This is a genomic window from Marinilactibacillus sp. GCM10026970 (genome assembly GCF_042660675.1).
In the GTDB taxonomy this organism is placed as follows: Bacteria; Bacillota; Bacilli; order Lactobacillales; family Carnobacteriaceae_A; genus Marinilactibacillus.
On sequence record NZ_JBHSUL010000033.1, the window covers coordinates 75,011 to 98,343 of the forward strand.

A 23,333-nucleotide genomic window follows, 5' to 3' on the forward strand; every position below is an offset into this window, starting at 1 on the left:
TGTTTTTTTCCAGTATAAATAATAATCTGTCTTTAGACAAGAGCTTATTGATTTCTATCTAGAATATCAAGTTCCAATCTGATTTTTTCTTTACGTGTTTTACCTTCAATGGATTTCAATTTAATTCTTCCGAACCCTCTGATAGAAATAACATCTGATATTCCTAAAGAAATATCCGGTCTAGAAATTTCATTCCAATTGACTTTCACTTTGTTTGAACTGATCAATTCTTTTGATTTTTGTCTAGATAGATTGAATGCCGCTGCAAGGACAACATCTATTCTTAATGAAGACGCAATGACACTGTGACTATCCCACTTATCTTTCGGCAGGATAATTTCAGTGTATGATTTTTCTTCCAGATGAACCTTAATTTTACCAATACTTTCAATTTGTGAAAGTAAGTATGGCAGCATCGGTTGATCCATAAAGAACTGCCACGTTTCTCCATCGGTTATAATATCTCCCAGAGTTTCCCGGTTAATCCCAGCACCAGTTAGCGTTCCGAGTATACTCCCGTGTGATAAAGTTGCAAACTTGGTTGGATAATTGATTTCACAGATTGTGATGTTGTAGTCTTGTTGCTCGGGTTCAAAATAAGGAGGAGACAGAAAGAGTCTTTTTCTTTCTGCATCTTCATATCCTCCAAAGTAATACAAAGATATCTCAGTACTCTGCCCTACGACCGATTCAACAATATACTGCTGTCTCGGATCCAGAAATGGTGTCAGATATGGCGTATACTGTTCTTCGACTTGACGAGTCCAGTCCATGACTGTATCAATGAAAATCTGTTCGTCTTTTCTAAAATGCTGGTATACATTATCCATTAGTCTTTAACCTCACACTAGTCCGATTTGATTGAAAAGATTCAAAATGATTTGAAAAACGGGTGTAATCCCCATTCTGATAAACGAAAGAGCAAAAAGTGCAACGATCCCTGCAAGACTGATCATTCCAATTGGCGGTACAAATCGTCTAAAGAATCCTACATAAGGTTCACAAATTCTGATTAAAATTCTTCCAATACTAGACTGATACGCTCCTGGAATCCAAGACATTAAAAAGTAGACGAGGATCAACATTCTGTAAATATCGACCGCTCTTAGTGAAATGTCATGTAGAAATTGTATAACTTGATATACCATAAAATACGTTCTCCGTTTCCGTTAGAAATCCTGATTTTTTAAAGCTTGCAACTCAGCTCCATCCAATTCAACGGAATTCGGAGTACAAACAAAAATTTCATCGCCGATTCTTTCAATATCACCTTTAATTGCATAGGTCGTACCCATTAAGAAATCAATCACTTTTTTAGCCTGATCTTTTTCCATTCTTCTGAAATTCAAAATCACAGATTGATTATTTAATAGAATATCCGCCACACTTTGAACTTCAGAGTATGTGCGAGGCTCCATCACATTGATACGTGGCTTTTTAATCGCCTGTTGATGATTGATCGCTACAATGTTTTGACTCTGTGCAGGTGCTGTAGATTTACGGATTGGTTGAGTTTTAGCTATGACTGTTTTTTCTACTTTAGGCGTTGGCTTTTCTCTGACCTGTTTTGGTGCGCTCTTCTGCTCAGTCATTTCTTCTATCTCTTCAGAATCTTCTTCTAAAAAGAAAAAATTATTTAACCGATCTTTGATCCCCATAATCCCGTCTCCTTTCGCAGAGAACTATTCTCTATCTTTTTCGTCTTCTTCTAAAAAATGGTGGTGTATCAACTTCGTCATTTGAGCTTGATTGTGATTCAGTCTCATCTCTAGAAAATAAATCTTTTTCACTATGATCTTTAGAAGCTTCTCTAGATTCATCTAAATCAGAATTTTGACGGTCTCTCTGGTTAGGTTCTTTACGAATATCCCAGTTCCCGAAAGGATCATTTTCAGATTTTTTTTGTTGAGTTTGTTGCGTTTGTTGAGCATTGATTTTATTTGCTGATACAGGTTTTTTAGTTTCTTTTTTTTCACCGTTGATTCCAGTAGCAATAACTGTAACAACTACTTCATCTCCAAGCTCTTCATTGATAGAAGTACCAAAGATGATATTAACTTCACTTGTTGCTGCTGCTGAAACAATATCTGATGCATCTTGAGCTTCAAATAACGTTAAGTCAGATCCGCCAGTAATGTTTAACAAGACATTTTCAGCGCCATCAACAGAAACTTCAAGTAGTGGAGAAGAAATGGCTTTTTTAGTTGCTTCTGCAGTTCTGTTTTCTCCAGTAGCTGTCCCGATACCCATCAAGGCAGAACCTTGGTTTTCCATAACGGTTTTAACGTCAGCAAAGTCCAAGTTGACATACCCTGGGTTAGTAATTAGATCAGAAATTCCTTGCACACCTTGACGTAATACATTGTCAGCTTCTCTGAAAGCTTCCATCATCGGTGTCTTCTTGTCTACAATTTCAAGTAAACGGTTGTTGGAAATTGTCACTAAGGTGTCAACGTGTTCTCTCATTAACGCGATACCTTCTGCAGCAAAACGACCTTTTTTAGGTCCTTCAAAAGTGAACGGTCGTGTAATGACACCAACAGTTAAAGCTCCTTGCTCTTTTGCAATACGCGCTACAATTCCAGCAGCTCCAGTACCAGTTCCTCCGCCCATACCAGCAGTAACGAATACCATGTCAGCTCCACGTAGGGATTCTGCAATCGCTTCTTCACTTTCTTCAGCTGATTTTCTTCCAACTTCTGGGTTAGCTCCAGCACCCAATCCTCTAGTCAATTTGGGTCCTAATTGTATTTTAGTTTCAGCACTCATCATATCTAATGCTTGAACATCTGTATTGGCTACGATAAATTCTACGCCTTGAACGCCATCTTGGATCATTCTGTTTACAGCGTTACCTCCAGCTCCACCAACACCTATAACTTTTAATACTGCTCCTTGAGATGCAATTGAATCGAATTCTAATTCCATTCTTTTTCCTCCTGTATACGATATTTAATCAAAAAATGTTGAGAAAAAGTTTTTTACTTTTTCCGTAAATGATGGTCCATTTGATGGTTCGCTTGTTTGTACATACGTCTCATCTTGATGTGAGCTAGTTGAACTAGCTGTATTTCCATGAGTACTTTGAATTGTTTCATGTTGATTAAACTGATGTCCGGATAGACATATTTTATTGATCAGTTTCTGTATACCATCCAATTTGCCCTCATAATACACAAGCGATATCGCATTTGTAAAAGAAGGGTATCTCACTCCCATGAAATCAGGTATGTAAACATCCACTTGTACATCAAATATCTCTTCTGCAAGTTCTCTAACACCTGGTATGGCCGCAGCTCCACCAGTGAGTTTCACTCCCCCCGGTAAAGACAATGCACCGATCTTATCTAAATCTTCCTTCAATAATTCAAAGATCTGCTCAATTCTTGCTTCTATGATTTCCGCAATATAGGTTTCTTTAACCTTTATGGGTTCTTTCTGACCTACAGTGTCCACATGAATGGTTTGATCACTATCTAAATTGCTGGACAAAGCATAACCAACTTCTCTTTTCAAGCTTTCAGCATTTGCTGTAGAGGTGTTTAGTACCATAGAAATATCTTTAGTTACAAATTCTCCACCTTGCTGTTCAACATGCATATACTTCAACTGATGATCGTGTAAAGCTGATGCCGTTGTCTGTCCTCCACCCATATCTATTTGAACAGCTCCAAATTGTCGCTCATCTTCAGATAATACAAGGTATGACATAGCTTGTGGTTGTATGATCAGGTCTTGAATCACATATCCAGCTTCTCTAACGCATTTCTTGATGTTGTGTACGATTGACTTAGGCACCGCTAGTACTGTGCCGTAAATCTCAAGTCTTTCACCAACCATACCTCTTGGATCTTTAATTTCATCAAAACCATCCACTAAAAATTCTTCGACCATGACCGAAATCATTTCCTTGTCTGAAGGAATAGCATTAAGACATGTTTCATTGATCACTTTTTCAACGTCCATATCTGTGATCTCTTGGCTATTAGAGTCAATCTGTATATAACCATTACAAGGAATGATATCTACTCCATTTGCAGGTATACCAACAATCAACTCTTCAATTTTTAATCCAGATTTTTCTTCTGCTTGTTGAACGGCCGCTGTTATAGCTTGACTCGTTTCATCAATATCTACAATCATACCTTTATTCAAGCCTTTAGATCGTTCACTACCGACACCAATAACATTCATCTGACTATTTAGAACTTCAGCTACGATAACTTTTATTGAAGTTGTTCCTATATCTAAACTCGCGTATACACCATTTTCCATAATCGATTGAAACCTCCAGTCTACACTAGGCATTATTTATATATGGTTCTAGCCGTAGAATTTACTCTTTTTTCTTTTAAACTTTGATTTTTTATACAAACATGTCAGTCTGATTATTATGCATGTGAATATGGCTTATTTTACCACAAATACCAACGGTTATTGAAGTTAGTTTATTGATTTCTCAATACAAAACATAACTTTTGTGTAACAGAAGAACGCCAGTTTCCTTTAAAAACGATTATGCACTTTATTCCTCTATTTCATTATCTAATTCAACACTATTTTCCTCATCATACTCTTGATCTTCGACTGATGAAAATGGTAAAAAGTAAGCGCCTGCTTCTAAATCGAAAAGACCGTTCTCACCTTTAACAGCTCTGACAAGCTGCGGATAGCGTTTGAGGCGTTCCGAAAAGCTGGGTATCGAAGCTAATACTTCATTGCCATTATTCATATATGCTTTGACAAGCAGTGGATTTCGCTCACTTTCAATCCATTCAACTTCAGAGATCATAGACTGGATGGATTGGTCTAGTTGATTGTATTCAGACAGCATCTGTTGAAGTACATTTTCATCTACAAAATTGAAAAATGTTGGTAGATTTCCTACATTGTTCGGGTAAGGTTCTCTTAACACTTTTTCATTATCTAGTATTTTAAAATACGTGTTCTCTTTGTATAGATAGGCAACTGTCTCGTATTCTGAGATATCAAAGTGAACATCATGGAAATCTTTGATCGTTAATTCCATTGATCTAACTTGGGGTAATGTTGCTTTGATTTCCTTTTCTATTTCCGACTTGTTAAAGTAAGTCTGCCATAATGAGTCCCCCGAACGGATTTTGCTTTCATTGATGATCTCTTGGTCAAGCACTTCATCTGTTCCTTCAACAACAATCGCCCCAACTTGACTGTAGGGGGTTAAAAAGTAAATACCTATAAACAAAGTTAGTGAAAAAAACAGAACGAGTCCGAACCATTTAGCTTTCAACCGATTCCATTTATTTTTTTTAGTTTGAGGAGAGTCTGTATATTTCTTGTTATAGATATCTTCAATATTTGTTACTGAATGATCCGTCTTCTTACTCATAAAATCTCTCCTCCTTACGGTATTTAATTTACAATCGATTGTATCACTTCGATTAGCTCATCTGAGGCTCTTTGTTTCCCCATTTTCTTGGAATTTTCAGCCATATCTTTTCTCTTTTGCTCATCTGACATCAATACATTCATATCTGTCACAAATCTTTCAGCAGTCAGTTCTGTTTCTCGTATCATCAAAGCTGCTTTTTTGTTAACCAAGCTGAGAGCATTTTTCGTTTGATGGTCTTCTGTGACATTTGGACTAGGGATCAAAATACTTGGCATACCTAAAGAAGTTAACTCTGCCAGTGTGGTCGCGCCACTTCTTCCTACGACGAGCGACACTGATGCGAAAACTTGTGGCATATCGTTGATATAAGGTACGATTTTCACAGAATCCTCAAAACTTAATTCTTTGTATCTGGTATGAACTTCTTGAGTGATTTTGTCGTGGTAAATTTCTCCAGTTACATAAAGCACTTGATACGGAGAATCTACCAATTGTTCGAAACTATCCATAAAGGTTTGATTGATTTTTTGTGCTCCTCGACTGCCTCCAAAAATCAATACTGTTTCTTTTTCACTACTTAAACCAAATGTTTCCAATATAGAACTTGGTTTTAAGAGCGCTACTTCCTGAGCTCTTGGATTTCCCGTGAATACAACTTTATGTTCTTGTCCTTTGAACTGAGCTCTTGCTTCTTCAAAACAGACTGCAATTTTATCTACAAAACGCGCTAAAAATTTATTTGTGATGCCTGCTACACTATTTTGTTCATGTATAATAGTGGGAATCTTTTGTTTTGAAGCCGCATAGCAAACGGGTGCACAGACATATCCTCCCGTTCCAATTACAACGTCGGGATTAAAAGCCTTAATTAATTTCCGAGCTTTTCGAATACTACCTAGGAAAAGTCTAATTGTATTCAAGTTATAAGCTATTCCTGAAGGAGTCAACTTTCTTTTAAACCCCTCCACTTTTATGGCTTTAAAAAGGACACCGTTGTCAGGAACAATTTTACTTTCTAGACCTCGTTCAGTTCCTATATAAAGAAATTCTGAATCAGGATATTGTTCTTGGATTCTTTTCTTCAAGGCTAACGCAGGATAAATATGTCCACCTGTTCCGCCTCCAGTTAATAATACTTTCATATCACTTTAAACACACTAAGTGTTTATGCCTCCTCTTGTTTCTGCTGTATAAGACGATCGATACTGTTCATATACGCATTCCCTCTAATTTCAAAACTTGGATATTGATCCCAACTCGCACAAGCTGGTGATAGTAAGATGATATCTCCTGGTTTGCTAATTTTGTAGGCTTCAGGTACTGCTTGTTCTACATCAACAACTTTTATTCCCTGCGTTATCCCTGCTCTACTAGCCGTATCAAGGATTTGTTCCGCCGTTTCTCCGAAAGCCAAAACAGCTTTGACATGTTTTTCCATCGCTGGTATCAAATCGTCAAACGAAACCCCACGATCCAAGCCACCCGCAAGTAAGATAACAGGTTTATCGAACCCTTCTAGTGCATTAATCGTTGCAAGCGTATTTGTCGCTTTAGAATCATTGTAAAATTTACGATCTTCAAATGTCCGAACAAATTGCGTCCGGTGCCTAACCCCTTTAAATGAACTCAATGCTTTTTTGATTTCTTTGTTTGATTTATTCATGATCTTCGATACTGCAACTGCCGCTAAAGCATTTTCCAGATTGTGTTTCCCTGGTAAAAGAATGTCTTTCACTTCAAGAACCAACTGATCTTTGTAATAAATCGCATCATCTTTTACATAGGCACCTTTTTCAACAACTTCTTTACGTGAAAATGGAATCAGCTGAGCATGACTGTGCTGATGAACCAAATCTGTTAATTCCGTCTGATCTGCATTGTAAATCAAGTAGTCCGTTCCTGTTTGGTTTTTAGTGATTTCCATTTTTGCTTGAACATACTCTTCCCTCGTACCGTGATAGTCTAAATGAGCCGAGTAAAGATTAGTAATTACAGAAATTTTAGGTTTAAGACTAGGTGCACCTAATAATTGAAAACTAGATAATTCAAGTACAATTTCATCTTCAGGAGTAGCTGCCATTACAACCTGACTAGCAGGTGTTCCGATATTTCCAGCAGCATACGCTTTACCAGAAATGCGTTCAGTATTCAAAATTTCTGTAATCATTGTTGTTGTGGTTGTTTTACCATTTGTTCCAGTTATTCCAATGATTGGACTTTCGGCTACCTCATAAGCTAACTCTACCTCTGTTATGATGGGTATATTTTTTTCCTTAGCTTTTTTTATAATTGGATTTGAGTAAGGAATACCTGGATTTTTTACAACAAGTTCAAAGTCCTCATCCATCAATTCTATGGGATGACCTCCAGTAATCACTCTTAAACCTTCATTGACCAATTCTCTGGCTTCGGGATTCTCATCAAGATTTTTATAATCATTTACGGTCACTAATGCTTTTAATTTATGTAGTAATTTGGCAGCACTAACACCACTCAAGGCTAGTCCTAGAACAAGTATTTTTTTGTTTGCATATTTATCAATTGGTTTCATCATTATCCCTCTTCTTCATTGATGGCTCATTTTTATTATTGAAAGCATACCCTTTAAATTTCTATATTATACTCTAAAAAACTGGATGTAGATTACTCTACGTCCAGCTTTTCCTCAAACATTATACCAAAATAAAAAGTACGACTAAAGTCATAAGGAGACTAATTAGTGAAAATACACCGACCAATTTCCATTCACTCCAACCAACCATTTCGAAATGATGGTGAATAGGACTCATTTTAAAGATTCTTTTTCCTCTTAATTTAAATGAACCAACTTGTAGCATGACACTCGCTGTTTCACAAACGAAGATAAAACCAATTAAAAGTAATGTCCATTCTTGGTTCAACAATATTGAAATCCCTGCTAAACCTGCTCCTAATGCCAAAGATCCAACGTCACCCATAAAAATCTTTGCGGGTTTTTTATTGAAAAAGAAGAAACCAAGGAGTCCTCCAAAGACAGAAAGTGCAAAAGTCATAATATCCCACTGAGACTGCATTGCCGCTATAATAGCATATGAAAGGTAAGCAATCATTCCAGTACTTGCCATTAAACCATCTATACCATCTGTCAAATTGGTTGCATTTGAAAATCCAACTAACCAGAATAAAACAAATAGACTATAGAACCAGCCTAATTCAATTGATCCCACTATAGGAACCATGATTGCTGTAGGATAATTTAATAAGGATAGTCCAACGAAGAACACGATTCCGCCTAAAATTTGTCCAACGAGTTTCTGTAGACTAGTTAATCCTAAATTTCGCTTCATAACGACTTTGACGTAATCATCTAAAAAGCCAATCAATCCATAAAATACAAGAATAAATACTAACAGAAGTGTTCCTGTTGTAAAGATTCTTAAAAACAAGCTAGCTATCAGAACCGTTGCCGAAGCCGCCATAATGATTGAAACACCTCCCATAGTCGGTGTTCCTGACTTACTTTCGTGCCACTTCGGTCCTTCTTCTCGAGTGACTTGACCTAATTGTTTTTTTGCAAAATATCGTATTACAAATGGCATTGAACTAATCGTGATGATCAAACTCAATACAATTGGAAGTATGATTCTTGTTAATTCTATCATTCTATATTCGTTCTCCTTTAAATCTTTATCCTACTTTTTTATTATTGAGATGCAGGGGATAAAGTCAGCTTGATTTTTGTACCGGTTTCTATAAAAGTATTCGGTTCAAGATCTTGGGCCGTTACATACCCTTCCCCTTCAAATTCAAATTCAACACCTGTCAGTTCCGCGATTTTCATCACATCACTTCTAGACCACCCTGTCAAATTCGGTAAGGTCATTGCACCGTTCGTTAGTAGAATAACACGTTGATCCTCATAAAGTGAAGAATCTTTACGTGGAAACTGTTGAACGACTTTGTCACCAGAACCAATGACGGCACTTTCTAATCCTTTACTTTGGACGTCTTCGATTGCACCCGTGATATCTTGCTCAATCAAATTAGACATCGTTTCAGTCGGTTCACTTTCTTGTTCCTCATTAGAAACATCCATAGATTCCAATGCTCTTTTCATAACTGGATTAAATATTTTTTGTACAACTTCGCTACCGTGACTAGCGCCATTAAATTTAGGTTGCTGTACAGTAACGTATAAAATTAATTCTGGATCCTCTACGGGAGCCATACCTACAACGGAATAAATATAATCACCGTTTCCATTATAGTATCTATTTGTCTCAGGATTGACTAATTGCGCAGTTCCTGTTTTAGCAGCAATATTATATCCCTCTATTTTATATCCTTTTGCAGAACCATTTTCATCTGTAACAGGTTCAGTTAAATACTGTAATGCTTTTTCTGCAGTTTCTTTTGAAATTGGACTCTGAGTATATTCAGGTTCGAACGTTGTTTCTTCTTGTGTAGCATGATTCGTGATGTGATCTATTAAATAAGGTTTTACCATCTTACCTTCATTGGCTATTGCTGAAAAAGCACGTAACATCTGAACTGGTGTGACACTGATTCCTTGTCCAAAAGAAGTATTCACCTTTTGAAGAGCACCTGCATACATGTTACTACCACTATATTCGTTTGGTAGATTCATTCCCACAGCTTGACCAAAACCAAAATCATCAAGATACTTTTTCCAAGTATCAAATCCCATTTTTTCTACTTGATGGACAAAAGCGACGTTACTTGACCGTGCTAACCCCTCCAGATAAGTAATTGGTCCCCACCCATCTGGATTAAAATCCCGAACGACGCCACCAGCGACAGAAATCTTTCCTGATTTATAAACACCTTCAGGTTGAAAGACCCCTTCCTCAATGGCAGCTGCAAGTGTCATAACTTTCATGGTTGATCCAGGTTCATATGCATATTCAACTAGCAAATTCTGCCACGTCTGTTCAATGCCTTCTTTTGTTGTAGCATTAAATGAAGGACGTTGTGATGTTGCTAGAATTTCACCCGTTTTAGCACTCATCAGAGTAGCCGTCATTCTTTCTGGAGAATGTTCTTCTTCTACTTGATCCATTGCATTTTCTAAAACTACTTCGAGTCTTCGGTCAATCGTCATATGAATATCATTACCATCAACGGCTTCGACTCTTTTTTCTTCTTGTCCCGGGATAACGTAGCCATATTTATCTTTTTGATATTCTACTGATCCATTTACCCCGCTGAGTAAATCGTCGTAAGTCTGTTCAATACCCATAATCCCTTTTAATTGTTTGGACTCATCCTCATCATCAGAAACCTGTGCTAACCCTACCGTATGAGAAGCAAAAACACCGTTTGGATATAACCTTGTTTTTCTATCTTCAAATGTGATTCCGGTTAGTTCTTGTTGGTCTAATTCTTCTTTGATTTTACTCGTAATATCATAAGAAAGGTTGTTGCCAGCCGCACCGAATTCAACCTGAGATTGTTCTTCTGTTAGCCGTTTGAATATTTCTTCTTCGCTCATAGAAATATACTTAGCTAATATAGCCGCCACTTCTTTAGGTTTTTGAACATGTTGCGGTCTTGTTGGACTGGACCATTGATCCGTCAGCACAGCTACCATCTTGTACGTATTAGCATCCATCGCGATGGGATTTCCATTTCTATCATAAATTGTCCCACGATTAGCTTGTGTCACTGTATTTCTTGTATATTGATTATCTAAATTTTGTATAAGGTTTTCTCCATTGATCTCACCTTTTACCATAATCCAAGAAAAACGAAGAGCTACAAATCCAAACAGTATAAAACATGCCATGTACAAAAATACGGCAATGATTTTACGGTTGCGAAGTGGATTCGTAGCTTTTATTTTTTTTGTTATTTTTCTCATGGGAATACATTCCTAATCTGTTCTTCGTTCATTTCCAGGCCATTATTTTTTGCGATTTCGTAAACTCTATCGTAGCGTGAAAGTTCTTGGATTTTTTGTTCAAGGTTTTCATTTACCACTACCATATCAGCTGATTGCTGTTCTAAGTCTTGAGTCGTACGGTTCGTTGTTGATAATTGCATTGCCATTGTAATATTTGCTACTAAAAGTCCGAATAAGAGAATACCGAAAAAACTGATCGCCCATACTTCAAAGCGTGTAATCCCTCGTTTTATGATTTTTTTAGTATGTAAACCACCTGGTTGCGATTCAGGCTGTTGTATAGGTCTGGATGTAGCTTGCGCTGTTAAGTTTCTCGCTAGATTGTCATTCATTGCCATGCGAATACTCCTTTCTTCTTTTTATTAAACAGTTAAGCTTGTTTTTCTGCAATCCGTAACTTCGCACTACGTGCTCTATTGTTTTGATCTAATTCTTCTTCTCCAGGAAGAATCGGTTTTCTATTGATTAACTTCAAAATCGGTTTTTTAAAATCTGGCATTACGGGTAAGCCCCTTGGTACTTCCGGAAGTTTTGAAAAATCTCTGAATAGTTGTTTTACAATTCGATCTTCCAAAGAGTGGAACGTAATGACACTTATTCTACCTTCCATATCAAGCAAAGAGATTGCTTGTTCAAGTGATTCTTCGATTGCAGCCAACTCATCGTTCACTGCAATTCGGATTGCTTGAAAGACACGTTTTGCCGGGTGACCACCTTTACGTCGTGCTGGTGCCGGAATCGCTTCTTTAATAATATCCACTAATTCTTGAGTTGTATTGATTTCATGCACTTCTCTATGTGCTTCAATTTTTCTTGCAATCTGTTTTGAAAATTTCTCTTCTCCATATCTGAAAAATATTCTAACGAGATCAGAATATTCCCAATTATTTACAACTTCGTGTGCGCTTAAACTTTGAGATTTATTCATTCTCATATCAAGCCTAGCGTCTTGATGATAACTAAATCCTCTTTCTGCATCATCCAATTGAGGTGAGGAGACGCCTAAGTCATACAAAACTCCATCAACGTGAAAAACATTCAACTCATTCAAGGATTCTTTTATATATCTAAAATTTGATTGAACGAAAGTCACTTTACCTTTGTCTACTTCTTCTTTCAGCAGTTCCCTCGCATAGTCTATTGCCGTTTGATCTTGGTCGAATGCATAAAGGTGACCTTTATCACTCAACTTTTCAAGAATCAGCGAAGTATGACCAGCTCCTCCTAATGTGCAATCAACGTATATACCATCAGGATCTATGTTTAAACCTTCTGTTGCTTCATTAAGTAAGACCGTTTCATGATTAAACTCCACGCCCCAACCTCCTATCTAACAATCTATAATCTTTTTATTTATTTTCATTAAAATCCAAAATCAACCATTTCTTCTGCAATATCTTCAAATGAGGTTTCTGCTTCGGCTGAAAAAGCGACCCATCTCTCTTCACTCCAGATTTCGATTCTATCCGAAACACCGATTACAAAACAAGATTTCTCTAATTTTGCATGGTCTCTAAGGGTCTGTGGTATATTGATTCTGCCTTGTTTATCCAAGGTACATTCCGTAGCCGCAGAGTACAAAAATCTTGTAAATGCGCGTGTTTCTTTTTTAGCGAGAGGAAGTAACTTTAATTTCTGTTCGAGTATTTCCCATTCTTTCTGTGGATAACCAAACAAACAGCCGTCCAGTCCTCTGGTGACAATGAAATATTCACCTAAATCCTCTCGGAATTTAGCTGGTACAATCAAGCGACCTTTTGCATCAACATTGTGCTTAAATTCTCCCAGTAACATTTCAAAGCCCCCTCTCCCCACTTATAAGCCATAGTCTACCACAATGCCCCACTTTCCACCACCTAATCTTGGAAAAATAACCAAAAAATATGTAATAATATCCGTCCTAAACTAATAAATATAACTTATGTTCCCTTTATAAAATTTCAGGCGAATCACTTGACTGTTTTGATTATCTTTAAAATTATTAAGCGTATATATGTTCCCAATATAAAAAACCCTCATTCAGTGAATGAAGGTTTTCATACATAGTTTTTTAAATTCCTAAATAACACTATTTCGTAATCAGAAAAAGAGTAATATGCCCAATAGAATATGCAGTAAAAATACAGTGATAAACACATATCTCCACCAAACTCTGAAAAAATGAACCATTCTGATTTTTTTAATTTTAAATGCAAATACAGAAGCAAGGACCATTCCTATAATAGATATTATAATCAACACATATGGCATAAAACTTCTATTAACGATTAGCATACTATAAATGTGAACCGATAACAGAAAGACTGGCGTGACAAAGTCTACTAATTTAATTTTAACGCCTTGTTTCTTAAAAAATTTATTGATCCTTTTGCTTGGGCTGAGCATCAATATCGGACATAAGTAAAACAATATAAAATAAATATCTATATGTGGATCGAACAAGATATCACCTACTTAATCATAATGAGACAGGTATCCTACGAAGCCAGAACAGGCAACATACTTATCCTACTTTATTCTACTGAAATATCATACTAAAAAACCTCTATTTTATAAAATAGAGGTTTTTTAACAGACTATTTATTATTTTGAAAAGTCTTTTCCAGCGTAAAATCCACATGATGAGCATACGTGGTGGTTACGTTTTACTTCTCCACATTTAGGACAATCGCTCATATTTGGAAGATTCAATTTGATATGAGTACGTCTTTTAGCTTTTCTTGCTGTAGATGTTCTTCTTTTAGGTACTGCCATGTTCCAACACACCTCCTTAAAAGGGTTTCTAAGATTCAGATTGCTAAAATCGATCAACAACCGTGTAATCATCTCATTTTATCGTTCGGTTTATACCTTACAATACTTATTCATTCTCTTCCGAAAAAAGTCCTTTTAAAGCTGCGAATCTAGGATCTTCTTCTTCAGATAATCTTTCTCGCACACCATCGCCATAGGCTCCCTCAGATACAACTTTCCAGTCGCTCCCACTCGGCATATCTTCCTTTTCAAGTTCTTCTTCAGTGAATACTTGAGTAGGAATTGCCGTAAGGATAGCATCCTCAAGCGGTTTTCTCAGATCAAGTGAATCTGATTCGAGTTCAACAACGATTTCATCTTCTCCGTATCTTTCTGGATCCATAGTTGTTCCAGCAACAAGATACGTTTCGGAAAATGGTATGCGTAAATCTACTTTTACAGGCTCAAGAGAGCGCGATGAAGGAAGCGTCAAGCTAATAGTGAGATTCAAATCTACTAAGAACTCATCTGTTCTCTCCACAACTAGAATACCGTCCATTGATAATGGCGTAGCATCGATAATTGAAGAATTTCTCTCTATCAACGAATCTGTCAAGTCGATTTCGCCATTCAATGTTAATGGTTCTTCTTTAAACTTTTTTAATTCATTTAAAGCCCATTTGATTTTCATGTGTTATCACCTCTTGGCCTTATTATAAATGGTTTAATCATTTTTTAGCAACCGCACTGCACTTTACAATCATATAGATTATAGTGTTTTTCGATACTAAAAACAAAGCCTCTTGACTTTAAGGCAACAAAAATCAGTATACTAGTGATACGGGCCAATGTCAATGTTTTTTATAGGCATTCGACCAAAATCTTGTCTTCCAAGATTTGCTCCATTGCCTAATTCATAAAGGTTCCCGGCCTTAATATCAAGTTCCCAGAATTTCTTTGATTGTTTGTCTATTTTTGTTAACAAAGTTAAAGGTGCTTCTTTTTTAACTTTATTCAAGTAATCTTGTCCTATAGAACTAAAGCCAAGCACTCTAGTCGCATGAATCGTACTCGATCTAGAAATGTCTGTCTTTTTGATTTGAAGCAAAATGTAGACGCAAAGTCGTTGCAATCTTGTCCTAGTCATTCTTTTATGTTTGATACGCATCATAAACTCTTCGAAAGAGTGTGATTGTTGAATAGACTTCTTTAAAAGATTTTCTAAACCTTCTTCCATTTGATAAATCTGTTTCAGTTCTTCAACTGTGGAAGAGAGAATTCGATATTTCAAAAAGATCCAGAAATCAGCCCATGAACTTAATGGTTGATTTCTTAATAGAGTCATACTCGTCGCTGGCATAAAGTTCGCGACAGCATCTGAATTGAGTTCTGATGATAACAATTGATTACGTATAGCCGTAGCACTGGAAATCGTACCAACTTTTTGTAATGTTTTCTCGTGGTAATCTGCTTGTTTTCGTTGAATAACTTCTAATTGTAAAGGCGATCCTAATTTATAATTTTCTCTACCATAAGCAAGACCCAGCTGATTATTTGGCAAAGACAAGTCAATAGGAAAATTGGGTATACTCTCACTGATGGCTTGTTCCATCCTTGCAGCATAAGTTTGGCCTTTTTCAGCTCGTTCCTTAAATAGCTGATCAATTCTGCTTGCTTGATCCACCATAAGCTTAGCAGCAAGATTAAATTGATTGCTATTCCCTGATTCTGATCCAAAACTCAGTGTGCTACACTTCATCGCATGAAGAATGTCAACAGCACCTTTCGCAAAGATATCTGCTGGTTGTACACTATATGCAACAGGAAGTTCTAAAACGACATCTGCGCCGTGTTTAAGAGCCATTTCAGCTCTTGTCCACTTATCAATTAGTGCTGGTTCTCCACGCTGCAGAAAGTTTCCACTCATTACCACAATCATGACATCGGAACGACTTCTTTTTCTCGCTTCAGATATCTGGTATAAGTGTCCATTGTGAAATGGATTATATTCAGCTACTATTCCGCAAGCTTTCATCGTATCCCTCACTTTTTAGCTGCAAAAAACCATCTTTTACTTGTATCTGATACTGTTTCATCAAAATCTGCTGTTACTTCGACATTTTTAAATCCGACACTCTTCAACAGATCGATATAAGTTTCTAGTGGGTGTGTCCATTCTCTGTGTACTTCTTCAAATCGTTCGTAAGTTTCATTTTCATTTTCAACAAAAAAAGTCAATTGGTGTTCTATAGAGTAATCTTGTTCACCTTCGAAACTATCCCAAAGGAAAACAATTTGATTAACTTCATCGTGGTAAGAAAATTGTTTGAATTGCTCTATTTGGTAGATAGAGTGAACATCGAATAAAAATGTTCCCTCTTCAGTCAATTGATTATATACTTCTTGAAAAATTTGTTTCTTTTCTTCTTCAGATTGGATATAACACAAAGCATCGCTGTAACAAAGGATACCATCAAATTTCCCTAATTCAGAAAAATCTTTCATATCCATTTCTACCAGCGGATACCGAATACCTGTATCGATTTGTCGATCATATGCCAGGCTGAGCATGTCTGAAGACAGATCTAGTCCTGTAATGTCAAATCCAGCTTTCGTCAACTCTGTTGCTAAAATCCCAGTCCCGCATCCTAATTCTAGAATATGGTCCTGACCAGTTAAATGCTGCCCTGTATACGTAGCCCATTTAGGATACAAGGTGTCGTCCATTAGCTCGTCATAGACCTTCGCAAACCAATTGTACTCCACTATTTAGTCCAGTTAGACACATCTACGAAAGGTGCATCTGTCCATAGTCTTTCCAATTGATAAAATTCTCTTTCCTCTTGGTTGAATAAGTGGACGATCACTTCTCCTAAATCAATCAATATCCAGTTTCCGCCGTCTTTACCTTCGACATTTCTAACTTCAACTTGATTTTCTTCTGCTGCATCTTTAATAGCTTCTGTTATCGCAGAAATTTGTCTTTCGTTATTTCCGTGTGTGACAACAAAATAATCAGCCAGTAAAGAAACACCTCTCATATCCAGTGCGACGATTTCTTCTGATAATTTGTCATCTGCTGCTTTTACTACGAATTCTAAAATTTGCTCTGCTGTTTTAGTCATGTAATTCCTCCTGTTTTTGTACAACCCATGCATTATATGTCTCAATGGCTTTTGGGTAGATTTTTACGTTTTTATTTAATAAGTGCTTCAATGTTTTGAACGTCGCGTAGGCTATGCCTTTTGCCATATCTATTTCAGCTAATTTTCTAGCTTTATCAACACCTTTAAAGGTACGATTTGGCTCGATATAGTCCGCTAGATAGATAATCTGCTCAATGATTCCCATATGAGGAGAACCTACAGTATGATGACGTATTGCATCCAATATGTCCTGATCTTGAATAGAAAACTGATTTCTAACAACTACAGCGCCTACTGGTCCATGCCAGATATTGTTCCCATACTGAAGCAATTCTAGATCCATATTTTCACTGATAATAATATCTCGCATCTCTTCATCAGATTGTTCTTTTGCAAAATCGTGAAGCAATGCCGCAATGCTCACTTGCTCAAGATTCGCTCCATACCTTTCAGCTAGCTCTAAAGCGGCTTGCTCCACCCCTTTAACATGAGTGAAGCGCTTGTCACTCATTACTTGGCTGACTTGTCCGAGAAGCTCTTCTCTAGAAAGATCGATATATGCATTAGAATACGTTACTGTTTTAAGTTTCAATGTCATACAATCCTTCCTTTACGATATATTGGATGACCGAGTCAGGTACAAGGTAATTCACTGAACAGTGATCCATTATCTTCTGACGAACGAGACTTGAGCTAATTTCAATATTTGGAACATCAATAAAGATTAACGGATACTCTGTTTCGACCGAGTAGGAAGGACGATTAACGGCAACTAATTGTACGAGGTTAATCAGTTCTTCTACTTTATACCATGTAGGAAGATTTTCGACCATATCTGCACCAATAATAAAATAATAGTCTATTTCTGGGTTTTCCTCAGTTAAGCTACGAATCGTATCATAAGTGTAGCTTTTTCCACCACGCTCGATCTCAGACAATTCAATCTCAAAGTCCGGTCGTTCAGCTATCGCTTGCTCAACCATTTTGACTCTGTGTTTTGCATCGATTGTTTTCTTACCTTGTGCATGCGGAGGTTCAGCAGATGGAAGAAAAAGAATCTTTTCAAGTCCAAGCTGATTCTTCACCTGATCTGCTATAATCAAATGACCCAAATGTGGTGGGTTAAATGTTCCACCTAGAATACCAACTTTTTTTCTTTCATCTAATAGCGTACTCTCAAACATCACTTGAGGTTCAATGACTTTAGATAGTTTTTCAGACACTTTCCTTCGCCTTCCTTACTCTTTCTTTTCGTTAATTTGAACGGGGTAATCTCGTTGAATAAGCTTGGTACTTTTCTTTTTTAGATGGTTTGAACAATACAAGTACCTTACCAATCGTTTGCACAACATCTATAGAAGAATGCTCTTCAATGAAAGCTTTTGCTTCTTTAGGCTCTACATCTGTGTTTTGAAGTAATTGAACTTTCATCAATTCTCTGTTCTCGATTGATTCTTCAAATTCTGCGACCATTTCTTCTGTTAGACCGTTTTTTCCAATCTGGAAGATTGGAGACATTTCGTTAGCTTGTGCTCTTAAAAATCTTTTTTGCTTTCCAGTGAGTTTCATAGTTTTGTCCTTCCTTGAACGTGCTTAATTTCGTTAAATTAATGATTTTCTGATAATAATATCGACACCTTTAGGAGCCCATCCGGCAACTTTTGTTCCAGCATGTTCGATTGAGATCCAACCTAATCCAGAAAACACTAGATCTGTAGGTTCTTTAATCATGAATTCGAATCGTTTTAATTCTGGAAGTGTATCTAGACTTTCTTCGAAAGGAGGTGTTAATACTGCCCCTTTTTGTCTTGCATACAAGTCGTCTGCTTTTTCTAGTTTTGTTCTGTGTATATTTAATTCATTGGATAGATAACAAACAAAAGCTTGCTTACCGTTACCCTTGATATAATCAAATCTTGCCAATCCACCAAGAAACAGTGTTTGCTCTTCGTTTAATTGATACACTTTTGGTTTAATTTCTTTTCTAGGCGTTACGTACTTCAGTTCTTTTGGAGTTAGATAATGGGCAATTTGAGAAGATTGAATAATTCCTGGTGTATCGACTAGTACGTGGTTATCATCCAGAGGTATTTCTATCTTACCAAGTGTTGTACCAGGGAAATAAGATGTTGTAATCACATCTTCAGTATCCGTAGCGAGCTTAATAATTTGATTAATCAAGGTTGATTTACCAACATTTGTCGTTCCAACGACATATACATCTTGTCCATTACGCTCTTTATCGATCATTTTCATTAATGCTTCCACTGAATCAGCTTTGACTGCACTAGTTAAAAAGACTGCTTTCGGATGCAAACCAGCTTCATGAGCTCGCTCTGTAAGCCACTGTCTCATTTTTCCTTCTTTTAATGATTTAGGAAGCAAGTCTGTTTTGTTTCCTACTAGAATCACCGGATTATTTCCAGCAAATCGTTGAATTCCAGGAATAAAACTACCATTGAAATCGAAAATATCGACAATATTGATAATCAATGCTTTTTTATCGCTAATTTCGTGTAGCATATTCAAAAAGTCAGCATCTGTCAGCTCAACATCCTGAACTTCATTATAGTGTCTTAACCGAAAACATCGTTTGCAGTAAATTTCTTGGTCTTCATCAATATTATTAATAACGGATTGCGGTAGAAATCCAGCTTTATTTTCGTGTTCGGACTGTAGTACTGCGCCACAACCGATACAGATCATATCATTGTGGTTAGACTCGTTCATGGATTGAATTCCTCCATTTCATATCAGGATCTTTTTTTATAAGGTAATTCATAATTTTCAGTTCGACAAATCGATTGAATCTAGTATTCCAAGCATCTGAATCTAGTATAGGCTTCACAAGCACGCTTCGAATACCGGCATGATTAGCGCCTTTTATATCAGTTGTAATTTGATCACCAACCATTAAGATTTCATCTTTCGTCATATCAAATTGCGCTTGAGCTTGTTTGAACCCTTTCTGAAGAGGTTTCATTGCGTTGGGGATAAAGTCAAGCTCTAGCAAAGTAGCTACTTTGCTAACCCTTTTTCGTTTATTATTTGAGATAATGACAACATGAATGCCACTTTTCTTCATCAATTCTATCCACTCTAATGTTTCTTCAGTTGCTTCAGGATTATTCCATGCAATGAGCGTATTATCAAGATCTGTCAATACAACTTTTATGTTTTTCTTTTTCAACTGTTCAGGCGTAATTTGATAAATGGAATTGACCATCCAAGTTGGCTTAAAACTGTTTAGCATTCGCTTCTTCCTTTCCAATGAGATGAACCGTTCTCGTTGACGACTATTTATATACTACAGGCTCTCGCAGGAAGAGCATTGGCCTAATAAATGGGTTCTATAAATATTCAAAAAAATAGGAAGCACCGTTAAGCACTTCCTATGTGCATGACTTTAGTCTTCAGTCGAAGTTGCTGGTTGTACAAGTTCTAAAATCTCAACAGCGACATAGTCAATGTTATCAAATTCATACGTCTGCGCACTTGTACGATCTTCCAATTCATACATACGTGAGGCTTTGTCATAACGAACGATACATTGCTCCTTGCCGTCTTTTTCAAATCTTCTGACTTGGACTTCATCGCTTTCGTCTTCTCTCATCGCATCTAATCTTCTTATAATCGGTATAAGTTGGGATGGTTTCATCTGGTATTCCCCTTCCTGCTTGTCTTCTAAACTTTCACTTACTTATTTTACCAGATTTCCCTGTAAATTACAGTAAGAGAGCTGGTTCTTTTTCAAGATCCCACCTTAAATGATAAAAACAGAAGAATTTCCTACTTTTCTTCTCATAGTATGATAAAATAATTCCTAACAATCACTAGGAGGATTTTCATGGATATGACCCATTTGCACCAATTATTCAATGCCCAAACACAAGAAATCGAAATATCCGGAATACGATTATTTGACGAAAAAATTGCTTCTATAGATGGTTTGATTAAATTAACTTTAGGTCAGCCAGATTTCCCGACTCCGCAGCACGTTAAAGATGCAGGTATTGAAGCCATAAAGAATAATCTATCTTTTTACACAGGCATGGCTGGAGAATTACGCTTAAGAGAAGCGGTGGCCAATTTTATGAAAGTGAAGTACAACATTTCCTATGATCCTCAATCAGAGATCCTTTCAACTGTCGGGGCAACTGAAGCTTTGGCAGCATCCTTGCTCGCAATTTTAAACCCTGGAGATAAAGTATTGATTCCTTCTCCGTTTTTTTCTCTATACGAGCCACTCGTTATTTTAGGGAAGGCTGAACCCATTTATATTGATACCACTGGAAACGACTTTATTCTTTCGCCAGAAATGATTCAAGAAGCGATGTCTATACACGGAGATAAAGTGAAAGCTATTATCTTGAATTACCCAACGAATCCTACAGGGGTAACTTGGAATCGCGAAGAAGTCATCGCAATCGCCAATACATTGAAACAATATCCTGATGTTTTTGCAATCAGTGATGAAATTTATAGCGAACTGGTTTATGAAGGTAATCATATTTCTCTTGGAGAATACCTTTTTGATCAGACGATTGTTATCAATGGCCTTTCAAAATCGCATGCTATGACCGGCTGGAGACTCGGATTCACTTTAGCTCCAAAAGCAATTACACAACAAATTATTAAAGTTCACCAGTATCTTGTAACGAGTGCTTCCAGTATCACTCAATACGCTGGAATTGAAGCGCTGGAAAACGGCATGGATGATGCTCTTCCCATGCGAGAAGAATACAAGAAAAGAAGAGATTATATTTATGAAATCATGCATAGGTTAGGATTTGAAATTGCTAAACCAAACGGAGCTTTTTATATATTCGCAAAAATTCCTGAAGGTCATATACAAAATAGCTTTGATTTTTGCTATGATTTAGCTCAAAAAGCTAAAGTTGGATTTATTCCTGGTGTTGCTTTCGGCAAAGCAGGAGAAGGTTTTGTTCGATTAAGTTATGCTTCCAGTATGGCTGAAATTGAAGAAGCTATGCACCGATTGACAAAATATATGGAACAACACTCAGTAAACTAGAAAAAAGCCAATCATCGCTGATTGGCTTTTTTCTCTATATATTAATCTTTCCACCATAACTGAATTAAAGCTTGTGTGCCTTCGTCTGCATGCCCAGCTTCTTTTAGTTGATCATAGAGTACTTTAGCATTTTTTGTAGAGGGTAAATCTAGTCCCATTTTGTCAGCTTCATCCAAAGCGATACCAAGATCTTTAATGAAATGTTTAACAAAAAATCCTGCTGAGTAGTCTTTTTTAAGAATACGCGGACCGTAATTCTGCAATGACCAGTTAGCAGCACTTCCTCCACCAACTGTTTTCAGTACTTTCTCCAGATTCAATCCAGCTGCTTTAGCATAGACAAGTAATTCAGATAGTCCAGTCATCGTTCCGGCTATCATAATTTGATTGGCCATTTTAGTGTGTTGACCACTTCCTGCTGATCCTTGTAACTCAAGCGTTCCAGAAAACGTCATAAAAATTGGCTCAACTTGCTTGAAGACCGATTCATCTCCACCTACCATAGTCGTTACTGTCCCATTTTTAGCCCCTAGATCGCCTCCGGAAACTGGAGCATCCAACGAGTATACGTTTTTCTCTTTTGCCGTATCATATATTTTCTGAGCAAGAGATGGTTTACTGGTTGTTAGATCTACTAGAACAGCCCCTTCGTTGACCCCTTCAAAAATCCCGTTTTCTCCATAGTAAACTTCTTCTACATCTTCAGGGAATCCTACCATCGTAAAAACCAGCTCACTAGATTTAGCAATCTCTTTTGGCGTTTCTTTCCATTCCGCACCCTTATTAATCAGCTCTTCTGCTTTGCTTTTTGTACGATTGTACACATTTACATGATAGCCCGCATCCATTAAATGTCCGACAATTGAAGCACCCATTACGCCAGTACCGATAAATCCGATTGTTTTCATACTATTCTCTCCCTTATAAAAATACTGATTACAGTATAGCACTCGTTCGACCTTAGTTCAGTTAGAATATTCATTAATAAGCCATAAAAAAGGTTCTATGTCAATTAGCGTTGGTGAAGAATAAAGCTAGAAAGTAATCGTACTTGGAAGAGAACAGATAGTTAGCTTATGCTGCTATGTGTTCTCTTTCTTTTTCGATCATTTTGAGTTTGTTTCTGATTGGTTTTAAATTGAAGTG

27 protein-coding genes are annotated in these 23,333 nt (G+C 36.9%); 1 reads left to right on the forward strand and 26 read right to left on the reverse strand.

Annotated elements, in window-relative coordinates; translation table 11 throughout:
* Nucleotides 1-44: 44 nt before the first annotated feature.
* From ACFP65_RS10650 to ACFP65_RS10770, 25 genes are all read right to left on the reverse strand, one after another.
* Nucleotides 45-830 (reverse strand): RNA-binding protein, encoded by a 786-nt coding sequence (locus ACFP65_RS10650; RefSeq protein WP_379918454.1) that lies wholly within the window; start codon nt 828-830, stop codon nt 45-47.
* A 12-nt stretch (nt 831-842) separates the two neighbouring features.
* Nucleotides 843-1,148 (reverse strand): YggT family protein, encoded by a 306-nt coding sequence (locus tag ACFP65_RS10655; protein WP_225744327.1) that lies wholly within the window; start codon nt 1,146-1,148, stop codon nt 843-845.
* A 21-nt stretch (nt 1,149-1,169) separates the two neighbouring features.
* The gene (locus ACFP65_RS10660) at nt 1,170-1,658 is read right to left on the reverse strand and encodes a cell division protein SepF (RefSeq protein ID WP_379918456.1); all 489 of its coding nucleotides are present in this window, start codon (nt 1,656-1,658) and stop codon (nt 1,170-1,172) included.
* 31 nt (nt 1,659-1,689) lie between these two features.
* Complete coding sequence (gene ftsZ / locus ACFP65_RS10665; RefSeq protein ID WP_379918458.1) at nt 1,690-2,928, reverse strand: cell division protein FtsZ; 1,239 nt, start codon at nt 2,926-2,928, stop codon at nt 1,690-1,692.
* A gap of 24 nt (nt 2,929-2,952) precedes the next feature.
* Nucleotides 2,953-4,275 (reverse strand): cell division protein FtsA, encoded by a 1,323-nt coding sequence (ftsA, locus tag ACFP65_RS10670; RefSeq protein WP_379918460.1) that lies wholly within the window; start codon nt 4,273-4,275, stop codon nt 2,953-2,955.
* A gap of 250 nt (nt 4,276-4,525) precedes the next feature.
* Entirely contained in the window at nt 4,526-5,368 is an 843-nt protein-coding gene (locus tag ACFP65_RS10675) for a cell division protein FtsQ/DivIB (protein ID WP_379918461.1), read from the reverse strand.
* Nucleotides 5,369-5,391: 23 nt separating this feature from the next.
* On the reverse strand, nt 5,392-6,513 hold the full coding sequence (murG, locus tag ACFP65_RS10680; RefSeq protein ID WP_379918463.1) for an undecaprenyldiphospho-muramoylpentapeptide beta-N-acetylglucosaminyltransferase: 1,122 nt from the start codon (nt 6,511-6,513) through the stop codon (nt 5,392-5,394).
* Between the two features lie 23 nt (nt 6,514-6,536).
* Nucleotides 6,537-7,922 (reverse strand): UDP-N-acetylmuramoyl-L-alanine--D-glutamate ligase, encoded by a 1,386-nt coding sequence (murD, locus tag ACFP65_RS10685; RefSeq protein WP_379918465.1) that lies wholly within the window; start codon nt 7,920-7,922, stop codon nt 6,537-6,539.
* A 121-nt stretch (nt 7,923-8,043) separates the two neighbouring features.
* Entirely contained in the window at nt 8,044-9,009 is a 966-nt protein-coding gene (mraY, locus tag ACFP65_RS10690) for a phospho-N-acetylmuramoyl-pentapeptide-transferase (RefSeq protein WP_379918501.1), read from the reverse strand.
* Nucleotides 9,010-9,053: 44 nt separating this feature from the next.
* Nucleotides 9,054-11,231 carry a penicillin-binding transpeptidase domain-containing protein gene (locus ACFP65_RS10695; protein ID WP_379918467.1) on the reverse strand — a complete coding sequence of 726 codons (2,178 nt, stop codon included), beginning with the start codon at nt 11,229-11,231 and terminating at the stop codon, nt 9,054-9,056.
* A complete protein-coding gene (gene ftsL, locus ACFP65_RS10700; RefSeq protein WP_379918469.1) occupies nt 11,228-11,611 on the reverse strand; it encodes a cell division protein FtsL in 384 nt (127 codons plus the stop codon). The genes ACFP65_RS10695 and ftsL overlap by 4 nt, the downstream gene beginning before the upstream one ends.
* 32 nt (nt 11,612-11,643) lie before the next feature.
* A complete protein-coding gene (gene rsmH, locus ACFP65_RS10705) occupies nt 11,644-12,588 on the reverse strand; it encodes a 16S rRNA (cytosine(1402)-N(4))-methyltransferase RsmH (RefSeq protein WP_379918471.1) in 945 nt (314 codons plus the stop codon).
* A gap of 47 nt (nt 12,589-12,635) precedes the next feature.
* Nucleotides 12,636-13,067, reverse strand: coding sequence for a division/cell wall cluster transcriptional repressor MraZ (gene mraZ / locus ACFP65_RS10710; protein WP_379918473.1), 432 nt, complete (start codon nt 13,065-13,067; stop codon nt 12,636-12,638).
* A 285-nt stretch (nt 13,068-13,352) separates the two neighbouring features.
* Nucleotides 13,353-13,715 carry a DUF3397 family protein gene (locus ACFP65_RS10715; RefSeq protein ID WP_379918475.1) on the reverse strand — a complete coding sequence of 121 codons (363 nt, stop codon included), beginning with the start codon at nt 13,713-13,715 and terminating at the stop codon, nt 13,353-13,355.
* A 141-nt stretch (nt 13,716-13,856) separates the two neighbouring features.
* Entirely contained in the window at nt 13,857-14,027 is a 171-nt protein-coding gene (rpmF, locus tag ACFP65_RS10720; RefSeq protein ID WP_225744339.1) for a 50S ribosomal protein L32, read from the reverse strand.
* A 106-nt stretch (nt 14,028-14,133) separates the two neighbouring features.
* A complete protein-coding gene (locus tag ACFP65_RS10725; RefSeq protein WP_379918477.1) occupies nt 14,134-14,697 on the reverse strand; it encodes a YceD family protein in 564 nt (187 codons plus the stop codon).
* A 141-nt stretch (nt 14,698-14,838) separates the two neighbouring features.
* Nucleotides 14,839-16,041 carry a nucleotidyltransferase gene (locus tag ACFP65_RS10730; RefSeq protein ID WP_379918479.1) on the reverse strand — a complete coding sequence of 401 codons (1,203 nt, stop codon included), beginning with the start codon at nt 16,039-16,041 and terminating at the stop codon, nt 14,839-14,841.
* A gap of 8 nt (nt 16,042-16,049) precedes the next feature.
* The gene (locus ACFP65_RS10735) at nt 16,050-16,772 is read right to left on the reverse strand and encodes a class I SAM-dependent DNA methyltransferase (RefSeq protein ID WP_379918481.1); all 723 of its coding nucleotides are present in this window, start codon (nt 16,770-16,772) and stop codon (nt 16,050-16,052) included.
* Nucleotides 16,772-17,131: a ribosome silencing factor gene (rsfS, locus tag ACFP65_RS10740; RefSeq protein ID WP_379918483.1), complete on the reverse strand. Its 360-nt coding sequence runs from the start codon at nt 17,129-17,131 to the stop codon at nt 16,772-16,774. The genes ACFP65_RS10735 and rsfS overlap by 1 nt, the downstream gene beginning before the upstream one ends.
* Entirely contained in the window at nt 17,124-17,750 is a 627-nt protein-coding gene (gene yqeK / locus ACFP65_RS10745; RefSeq protein ID WP_379918485.1) for a bis(5'-nucleosyl)-tetraphosphatase (symmetrical) YqeK, read from the reverse strand. Before yqeK ends, rsfS begins: the two co-directional genes overlap by 8 nt.
* The gene (locus ACFP65_RS10750) at nt 17,734-18,375 is read right to left on the reverse strand and encodes a nicotinate-nucleotide adenylyltransferase (RefSeq protein ID WP_379918487.1); all 642 of its coding nucleotides are present in this window, start codon (nt 18,373-18,375) and stop codon (nt 17,734-17,736) included. Before ACFP65_RS10750 ends, yqeK begins: the two co-directional genes overlap by 17 nt.
* A 31-nt stretch (nt 18,376-18,406) precedes the next feature.
* On the reverse strand, nt 18,407-18,721 hold the full coding sequence (gene yhbY / locus ACFP65_RS10755; RefSeq protein ID WP_327756602.1) for a ribosome assembly RNA-binding protein YhbY: 315 nt from the start codon (nt 18,719-18,721) through the stop codon (nt 18,407-18,409).
* 33 nt (nt 18,722-18,754) lie between these two features.
* The gene (yqeH, locus tag ACFP65_RS10760) at nt 18,755-19,882 is read right to left on the reverse strand and encodes a ribosome biogenesis GTPase YqeH (RefSeq protein ID WP_379918489.1); all 1,128 of its coding nucleotides are present in this window, start codon (nt 19,880-19,882) and stop codon (nt 18,755-18,757) included.
* On the reverse strand, nt 19,869-20,405 hold the full coding sequence (locus tag ACFP65_RS10765) for a YqeG family HAD IIIA-type phosphatase (RefSeq protein ID WP_379918491.1): 537 nt from the start codon (nt 20,403-20,405) through the stop codon (nt 19,869-19,871). The genes yqeH and ACFP65_RS10765 overlap by 14 nt, the downstream gene beginning before the upstream one ends.
* Before the next feature lie 153 nt (nt 20,406-20,558).
* On the reverse strand, nt 20,559-20,810 hold the full coding sequence (locus tag ACFP65_RS10770) for a YkuJ family protein (RefSeq protein WP_225744349.1): 252 nt from the start codon (nt 20,808-20,810) through the stop codon (nt 20,559-20,561).
* A 189-nt stretch (nt 20,811-20,999) separates the two neighbouring features.
* Here ACFP65_RS10770 and ACFP65_RS10775 point away from each other — a divergent pair, with 189 nt between their 5' ends.
* Entirely contained in the window at nt 21,000-22,187 is a 1,188-nt protein-coding gene (locus ACFP65_RS10775) for a pyridoxal phosphate-dependent aminotransferase (protein ID WP_379918493.1), read from the forward strand.
* 41 nt (nt 22,188-22,228) lie between these two features.
* On the opposite strand, the gene ACFP65_RS10780 is transcribed toward ACFP65_RS10775, so the two are convergent.
* Nucleotides 22,229-23,137: an NAD(P)-dependent oxidoreductase gene (locus ACFP65_RS10780; protein WP_379918495.1), complete on the reverse strand. Its 909-nt coding sequence runs from the start codon at nt 23,135-23,137 to the stop codon at nt 22,229-22,231.
* Nucleotides 23,138-23,333: the final 196 nt, after the last annotated feature.